This is a genomic window from Aquabacterium sp. A08 (assembly GCF_011742065.1).
Genome location: NZ_JAAQQT010000539.1, coordinates 1 through 7,878, shown reverse-complemented (window position 1 = coordinate 7,878; position 7,878 = coordinate 1). Strand labels below are relative to the sequence as shown.

Sequence of the window (7,878 nt, the reverse complement as noted above, 5' to 3'; positions counted from 1 at the left end):
GGGGCCAGGCTCACTTGTCGGGCGCGCCGGCCAGGATCCAGGCGGCCAGGGTCTTGGCGTCGGCATCGCTCAGCGCGGCCTGGGCCGGCATGGGCACCGGGCCCCATTTGCCGGCACCGCCGGCCTTGATGGAGGCCGCCAGCTTGGCCGCGTCCATGCCTTTGTACTTGGCGGCCACGTCCTTGTAGGCCGGGCCCACTAGCTTTTTGTCGACCGCATGGCAGGCCATGCAGGCGCTCTTGGTGGCCAGGGCCTTGGCGGCGGCGCCGTCCAGGGCGTGGGCGCCACCGGCCATCAACAGGCCACCGGCCAGGGCAGCCAGGGCGATCGTGGTCTTGTGCGATGTCATCGTCGGGTCACTCCAAAGAAAACGGATGGGCGGGTGTGCGGCGCACACCCGCGGGGGTTTATTTTGCGCCAGCGGCAATCCACGCGGCAATGGCACGGGCATCGGCGTCGCTCACCTGGGGCTGGGCCGGCATCGGAATGGCACCGTACACGCCCTGGCCGCCGTTCTTGATCTTGCCCACCAGGTAGGCCTCGGCGTCGGCCTTGCCCTTGTGCTTGGCGGCGATTTCGTTGAAGCCGGGGCCCACGATCTTGTTGTTGACCCCGTGGCAGGCGGTGCAGGCGTTGCTGTTGAGCAGGGCCTTGGCGTCGGCCGCGCCACCACCGGCCGCGGCCACCACCACCGGCGCGGCCAGGGAGATTTTCTGCGTCAGCGGGGCGGTGGGGGCGGGCTTGGTGGTGTCGGCACCGCGCACCGGACCGATCACGCGGTTCTGCTCCTGGATGTTGCCGTGGGCGTCGCGGGCGAAGCCGGGCAGCGAGGAGCGAATCTTGGCGTCGGTCGGGCAGTCCTTCATGCAGGCCACGTTCTGCACGTCGCCCTTGCCATTGGTCTTCCACATCGGTTCGTAAAACACCATGCCGTTGCGGTTGGGCATGCGCTGCTGCACCTCGGCAATGTTCTGGTCGCTCAGCACGTAGTCCCCCGGCACCACCTCGGCCAGGCTCAGGATGTAGGCGACCACGCCATAGACCTCGTCGGCGCTCAGGCTCTTGGGGGCGTTCCAGGGCATGGCGCGGTTGATGTAGTCCCACAGCGTGGAGACGGTGGCGACCTTCATCATCGTGGTCTTTTGCGGGAAGCTGGAGCCTTCTTCCAGGTTCTTGACCCGGCCGCGCGCGATGTCGGCCTGGGTGGTGCCGCCGACGATGGGGGTGAACACCTCGTTGGACTCGCCGAAATCGCCATGGCAGGACGCGCACTTGGCGATCCAGACCTCTTCACCCAGCGACACCGAGCCGGCGCCCTTGGGCAGGCCCTTGAAGTCGGGGCGCACGTCGATGTCCCAGGCCTTGACTTCGGCCGGGGTGGCGTTGCGGCCGATGTCGTGCCACGGTTTGCCTTGCGCCTGTGCGCTGCCCAGGCCCAGCACGGCCACGGCGGCGGTCACGGCGGCCGCACGGAGGGTTTGTTGGAACATGGTTTTCATCAGTACACCTGCACGTTGGAGACTTCGCCGTTTTCCGACACCAGCCAGCTCTGGATGGCGTTCTGGTGGTACACGGACTTGGTGCCACGCACCGCGCGCAGCTGGTTGATCTTGGGTTGCACGTAGCCGGTGGAGTCGATGGCCCGGCTCTGCAGGATGGCGGGCTTGCCGTCCCACACCCAGTCGATGTTGAAACGCGTCAGCGCCTTGGGCAGCACCGGGCCCTCCAGGCGGGCGGTGCGCCAGTTGCGGCCGCCGTCCACGCTCACGTCCACCCGCTTGATCGGGCCGCGACCCGACCAGGCCAGGCCGGTGATGTTGTAGTAACCACGGTCCAGCAGCGTCTGGCTGCCCGACGGGGTGGTGATGACCGACTTGCACTCCTGGATGCCGGTGTACTGGCGGTGGGTGCCGTCGGGCATGTGGTCGATGTAGTGGACCGCTTCGTCCTTGGTGGCGTACTTCTGGTCGCCGACCTCGATGCGGCGCAGGTACTTGACCCAGCTCACGCCCTGGATGCCCGGCACCACCAGGCGCAGCGGGTAACCGTTTTCGGGGCGCAGCATTTCGCCGTTCATGGCCCAGGCCACGATCACGTCGTCCATCGCGTTGTCCAGCGGGATGGTGCGGGTCATGGAGGAACCGTCGGCGCCTTCGGCCAGCACGTACTTGGCCTTCTTCTTGTCGATGCCGCACATCTCCAGCAGGGTGGACAGCAGCACGCCGGTGAATTCGGAGCAGCTGACCATGCCGTGGGTGTACTGCACCGACGGCAGCGCGACGTTGCCCCACTCGGGCGCGGAGTTGGCGCCGCACTCGATGAAGTGGATGCGCGAGACGCTGGGCAGGCGCATCAGATCGTCCATGGTGAAGACGCGTTCGCGCTGGACCAGGCCGTTGACCATCAGGCGGTGCTTGGAGGGGTCGATGTCCCACCAGCCCTGGTGGTGGCGCTCAAAGTGCAGGCCGCTGGGCGTGATGATGCCGAACAGGCCCTGCAGCGGGGTGAAGCTGACCGACGCCTGCGACACGCGGGTCAGGCCCGGGCTTTCGCGGCGTTGCAGGTTGGCTTCCCACTTGCTGGGCTGGCCATAGCCTTGGGCGGCCACGGGCTGGCCCAGGCCGGTGGTGTGCTCGGGCAGCTTCAGGATGGCGTCCTCGCCCTCGGCCGCCAGGGCCTGGGTGGCGGCCGCGGTGCCGGCCACGGCGCCCGCGCCCATGGCCAGGGCCTTGCCCATGAAGCTGCGGCGCGCCTTGCGCGCCTGCTCAAGCAGGTCGGGGCTCAGGTGGTTTTCGGGCGCAGGGATCACCCGCCCAATGACGTCGCTCAGGTCTTTAGACACGTGCTGTTTCCTTCGAATTGGCTGTGCTGGAGGCTCGGTGCCGGGGCTGCGGCGGCGCAGCAGGAGAGCACCCTTGCCCACACCGACAATATATTATTGATTGCTAATATAGTGATTAGTGTAAACCCTGTTGGCCTACGCGTGCCTGACAAGGCCCCCACCGTGGGGGTTTAGGCGGGGCTGAGGCGGCCGTTGCGCATGTGCAACACCCGGTCGCAGCGCTGGGCCAGGGCCGGGTCGTGGGTCACCAGCACGAAGGCGGTGCCCTGGTCGCGCGCCAGCTGCAGCATGAGCTGGAACACGCCGTCGGCGGTCTGGCGGTCCAGGTTGCCGGTGGGCTCGTCGGCCAGCACGCAGGCCGGCCGGCTGGCCAGGGCGCGGGCGATGGCCACGCGCTGGCGTTCGCCGCCGGACAGCTCGCTCGGGCGGTGCTGCAAGCGCTCGCCCAGGCCCACGCGCTGCAGCCACTGGGCGGCTTCGGCGGCGGCGGCCGGGCGCGGGGTGCGGCGTATCCACAGCGGCATGGCCACGTTGTCCAGCGCGCTGAACTCGGGCAGCAGGTGGTGGAACTGGTAGACAAAGCCCAGGTGGCGGTTGCGCAGCACGCCCTGCTCGGCAGCGCTCAGTTCGCCCAAGGTGCGCCCGCCCAACTCGACACGGCCGGCGCTGGGCGCTTCCAGCCCGCCCAACAGGTGCAGCAGCGTGCTTTTGCCCGAGCCGGAGGCGCCGACGATGGCCACCGTCTCGCTGGCGCGCACCGCCAGGTCCACGCCGTGCAGCACGGTCACGTCCAGCCGCCCTTCCTGGAAGCGCTTGACCAGGCCCTGGGCCTGCAACACCACGGGGGCCAGGGGGGTGTCACTCATAACGCAAGGCCTCGGCCGGGTTGACGCGGCTGGCGCGCCAGCTCGGATACAGCGTGGCCAGGAAGGCCAGCGCCAGGGAAATCAGGCCGATGGGCAGGATGTCGGCCCGCTGCGGGTCGCTCGGCATGCGGCTGATGAGGTAGATGTCCTGCGGCAGGAAGCTGGCGCCCAGCAGACTTTCCAGGGCCGGCACCAGGGTGTCGATGTGGAAGGCCACGCCCAGGCCCAGCAACAGGCCGGCGCCGGTGCCGATCACCCCGACCAGGGCGCCCTGCACCACGAACACCGCCATGATGCTGCCCGGGCTCGCACCCAGCGTGCGCAGGATGGCGATATCGGCGCGCTTGTCGGTCACCGTCATCACCAGGGTGGAGACGAGGTTGAACGCCGCCACCGCCACGATCAGGGTGAGGATGATGAACATCATGCGCTTTTCCAGCTGCACCGCGGCGAACCAGGTGCGGTTCTGGCGCGTCCAGTCGCGCACCAGCAGGTCGCCGCTGAGGCGGGCGGCCAGCTCCACCGCCACCTCGCGCGCGGCGTGCAGGTCGCGGATTTTCAGACGCACACCGGTCGGCCCTTCCAGACGGAAGATGCGCGCCGCGTCGTCCTGGTGCAGCAGGGCCAGGGTCGAGTCGTACTCGTAGTGGCCCGAATCGAACAGGCCGACCACCGTCATCTGCCGCAGGCGCGGCACCACGCCGGCCGGGGTCAGCTGGCCACTGGGCGCGATCAGGGTGACGGCGTCGCCAGTGGTCACGCCCAGGCTGCGCGCCAGGGCGCCGCCCAGCACCACGCCGTACTGGCCCGGCACCAGCCGCGGCAGCACGGTGTCGGCCAGTTCGGCGGCCAGTTCGGTCACCTGCGGCTCCAGCGCCGGGTCGATGCCGCGCACCAGCGCGCCTTTCATGTCCTCGCCGCGCGCCAGCAGGCCCTGCGCGGCAATGAAAGGGGCTGCGCCCACCACCGCCGGGTGGGCCTGCGCCTCCTGCAGCGTGCGGGCCAGCTCCGGCAGGGCCTGGCCCTGGGGCTCCAGCACCTCGATGTGCGACAACACGCCCAGCATGCGGTCGCGCACTTCTTTCTGGAAGCCGTTCATCACGCTCAGCACGATGATGAGCGCGGCCACCCCCAGTGCGATGCCCAGCATGGACACGCCACTGATGAAGGAAATGAAGCCGTTGCGCCGGGTGCCGCGCCCGGCGCGGGTGTAGCGCCAACCGAGGCGGAATTCGTAGGGGAATTGCATGGATGTCCACGGAAACCAGCCCGGATTGTGGCATCCCCGACAATCGCCCCATGCGGCCTACCCTTGATGCCCTTTCGCCCCCCACGCCCGCGGCCCTGGCCCGGGCGCGTCACCTGATCGTGCCCTTCGCCCACGCCGACGACCCCGCCTGCCGCGCGGCCCTGGCCGGCACCGCCCTGCTCCAGCTCGGCGCCCTGCTCGCGCGGTGGCACCCGGTGGCCCGCCACGACGCCGACGCCTACACCCTGACGCCCCCGCACGAACACGCCCTGGCCCAGGCCCTGGGCTGGCCCGCCGCCGCCGACGGCACCCACCCCTGGGCCGCCTGGCGGGCCGGCGTGGCCAACCGCCCCTGCGCCTGGTTCACCCCCTGCCACTGGCAGGTGGGCATGGAACAGGTGGCGCTGGTGCCGCCCGAGGCGCTGGACCTGCGGCCGGACGAATCGGCCGCGCTGCTGCAGGCCCTGGCGCCCTACGCCCGCGAGGACGGGCTGGACCTGCAGCTGGAAACACCGCAACGCTGGCGCGCCGAGGGCGAGTCCCTGCGCGGCCTGCCCTGCGCCAGCCTGGACCGGGTGGCCCACCGCCGCGTCGACGCCTGGCTGCCGCACGCCGGGCAGGCGCCCCAGGTGGCGGCGCTGCTGCGCCTGCAGAACGAGGCGCAAATGCTGTTCTACACCCACCCGGTGAACGACGTGCGCCAGGCCCGCGGGGCCTTGCCGCTCAACGGCTTCTGGATCAGTGGGGCCGGCGCCTGGCCCGGCACCCCCGACCCCGGCGACACCCAGGTGCTGGACGCCCTGCGCCCCGCCGCCCTGCAGGGCGACTGGGCCGCCTGGGCCCAGGCCTGGCGCGCGCTGGACGCCGAGGTGCTGACCCCCTGGCTGCAAGGCGCCCGCGCCGACCGACCCCTGACCCTGACCCTGTGCGGCGAACGCGGCTGGGTGCGCTACACCAGCGCCCCCGCACCGGCCGCCCCCCGCCCCTGGTGGCAGGCCCTGAACCCGTGGCGCGGCCGCCGCGCCGCCGCACCGTCCCCCGCCACCGTGCTGGCCACGCTATGAAAATCACCACCCGCCCCGCCCCGCCGCGCGCCGTCTGGGCGCTGGAGCAGGCCGGCATCCACCCGCTGCTGGCCCGCCTGTACGCCGCGCGCGGGGTGCAGCACACCGACGAGCTGGACGACCAGTTGGCCCGCCTGCAACCGCCGGAGCAGATGCAGGGCGCGACCGACGCCGCCCGGCTGCTGGCCGACGCCATGGCCCAAGGCTTGCGCATCTGCGTGGTGGCCGACTACGACTGCGACGGCGCCACCGCCTGCGCCACCGCCCTGCGCGGCCTGCGGCTGCTGGGCGCGCCGCTGGGCTTCGACCGCGTCAGCTACCTGGTCCCCGACCGCGTGGCCGACGGCTACGGCCTGACCCCCGCCATCGCCCAGCGGGTCAAAGACGCTGGCGCCGACGTGCTGGTGACCGTGGACAACGGCATCGCCAGCGTGGACGGCGTGGCCCACGCCCGCGCTTTGGGGCTGCAGGTGCTGATCACCGACCACCACCTGCCCGCCGTGCTCGACGGCGAGGTGCAGTTGCCGCAGGACTGCGTCATCGTCAACCCGAACCAGCCGGGCTGTGGCTTTGCCAGCAAGTCCATCGCCGGGGTGGGCGTCATGTTCTACGTGCTGTTGGCCTTGCGCGCCGAGTTGCGCGCGCGCGGTGCCTTCCCTGCCGAGCAGCAACCCCGCATCGACCGGCTGCTGCCGCTGGTGGCCCTGGGTACGGTGGCCGATGTGGTCAAGCTCGACGCCGCCAACCGCCGGCTGGTGGCGCAGGGGCTCAAGCGCATCCGCGCCGGCGTGCTGCCGCCCGGGCTGGTCGCCCTGTTCGAAGTGGCCGCGCGCCGCCCGGCCCAGGCCACCGCCTTCGACCTGGGCTTTGCCCTGGGCCCGCGCCTGAACGCCGCCGGCCGCCTGAGCGACATGGGCCTGGGCATCGAATGCCTGAGCACCGACGACCCGGCCCGCGCCGCCGCCCTGGCCCAGCAGCTCGACGCCATCAACCGCGAACGCAAGCACCTGGAAGGCGACATGCGCGAGCAAGCCCTGCAACTGGCCGAGGCCCTGTGGGACGGGGCCGAGACGCCGCCGGCCGCGCTCTGCCTGTTCGACCCCGACTTCCACGAGGGCGTGGTCGGCATCGTCGCCGCACGCCTGAAAGACAAGCTCTACCGCCCCACCTTCGTCTTCGCCGCCAGCCAGGCCCCGGGCAAAGAGCACGAACTCAAAGGCTCGGGCCGCTCCATCCCCGGCTTTCACCTGCGCGACGCGCTCGACCTCATCGCCAAACGCCACCCGGGCGTGCTGCTGCGCTTTGGCGGCCACGCCATGGCGGCGGGCTGCACCATCGACGAAGCGCACCTGGACACCTTCGACCAGGCGCTGCAGCAGATCGCCCGCGAGTGGCTGGACGACGCCACCCTGCAGCGCCGGCTGGAGGCCGATGGCCCGCTGGAGGCCCAGTACCGGCGGGTGGACCTGATCGACACCCTGCAGCAGCAGGTCTGGGGCCAGGGCTTTGCGCCGCCGGTGTTCTGCGAGGAGGTGGACGTGGTCTCGCAGCGGCTGGTGGGGCAAAAGCACCTGCAGCTCAAGCTTCGCCACCAGGGCGACCTGGTGGACGGCATCTGGTTCGGCCACGCCGACCCCTTGCCGCCTCGGGTGAAGCTGGCCTTCCGGCTGGACGCCGACGAGTGGCAGGGCCAGCGCCGGGTGCGTTTTCTGGTGGAAGGCGCCGAGTTGTGAGCGGCGGCCCCGGCGCGCCGCGCGCCTGGCGGCCGCTGCCCGTGCCCGACGGCGTGACCGTGCGGCACGCCGACGACGCGCTGCTGGTGCTGGACAAGCCCGCCGGCCTGCTCTCGGTGCCCGG

Annotated in this window: 7 protein-coding genes; 2 read left to right on the top strand and 5 right to left on the bottom strand. The window is 71.1% G+C overall.

Translation table 11 applies throughout. The annotated features are described in order from the left end of the window. Positions 1 to 10 precede the first annotated feature (10 nt). From HA630_RS04410 to HA630_RS04390, 5 genes are all read right to left on the bottom strand, one after another. Positions 11 to 349, bottom strand: a complete 339-nt coding sequence (locus HA630_RS04410) for a c-type cytochrome (protein WP_166832675.1) — start codon at positions 347 to 349, stop codon at positions 11 to 13. Between the two features lie 58 nt (positions 350 to 407). Beyond that, complete coding sequence (locus HA630_RS04405) at positions 408 to 1,499, bottom strand: c-type cytochrome (RefSeq protein ID WP_371809195.1); 1,092 nt, start codon at positions 1,497 to 1,499, stop codon at positions 408 to 410. Then, positions 1,499 to 2,842, bottom strand: a complete 1,344-nt coding sequence (soxC, locus tag HA630_RS04400) for a sulfite dehydrogenase (RefSeq protein ID WP_371809194.1) — start codon at positions 2,840 to 2,842, stop codon at positions 1,499 to 1,501. Before soxC ends, HA630_RS04405 begins: the two co-directional genes overlap by 1 nt. A gap of 170 nt (positions 2,843 to 3,012) precedes the next feature. Then, positions 3,013 to 3,708: a lipoprotein-releasing ABC transporter ATP-binding protein LolD gene (gene lolD, locus HA630_RS04395; RefSeq protein WP_166832671.1), complete on the bottom strand. Its 696-nt coding sequence runs from the start codon at positions 3,706 to 3,708 to the stop codon at positions 3,013 to 3,015. Next, positions 3,701 to 4,957 carry a lipoprotein-releasing ABC transporter permease subunit gene (locus tag HA630_RS04390; protein ID WP_166832669.1) on the bottom strand — a complete coding sequence of 419 codons (1,257 nt, stop codon included), beginning with the start codon at positions 4,955 to 4,957 and terminating at the stop codon, positions 3,701 to 3,703. The genes lolD and HA630_RS04390 overlap by 8 nt, the downstream gene beginning before the upstream one ends. Positions 4,958 to 5,007: 50 nt before the next feature. On the opposite strand from HA630_RS04390, the gene HA630_RS04385 reads away from it, so the two are divergent. Next, a complete protein-coding gene (locus HA630_RS04385; RefSeq protein WP_166832667.1) occupies positions 5,008 to 6,021 on the top strand; it encodes a hypothetical protein in 1,014 nt (337 codons plus the stop codon). After that, a complete protein-coding gene (recJ, locus tag HA630_RS04380; RefSeq protein WP_166832665.1) occupies positions 6,018 to 7,754 on the top strand; it encodes a single-stranded-DNA-specific exonuclease RecJ in 1,737 nt (578 codons plus the stop codon). Before HA630_RS04385 ends, recJ begins: the two co-directional genes overlap by 4 nt. Positions 7,755 to 7,878: the final 124 nt, after the last annotated feature.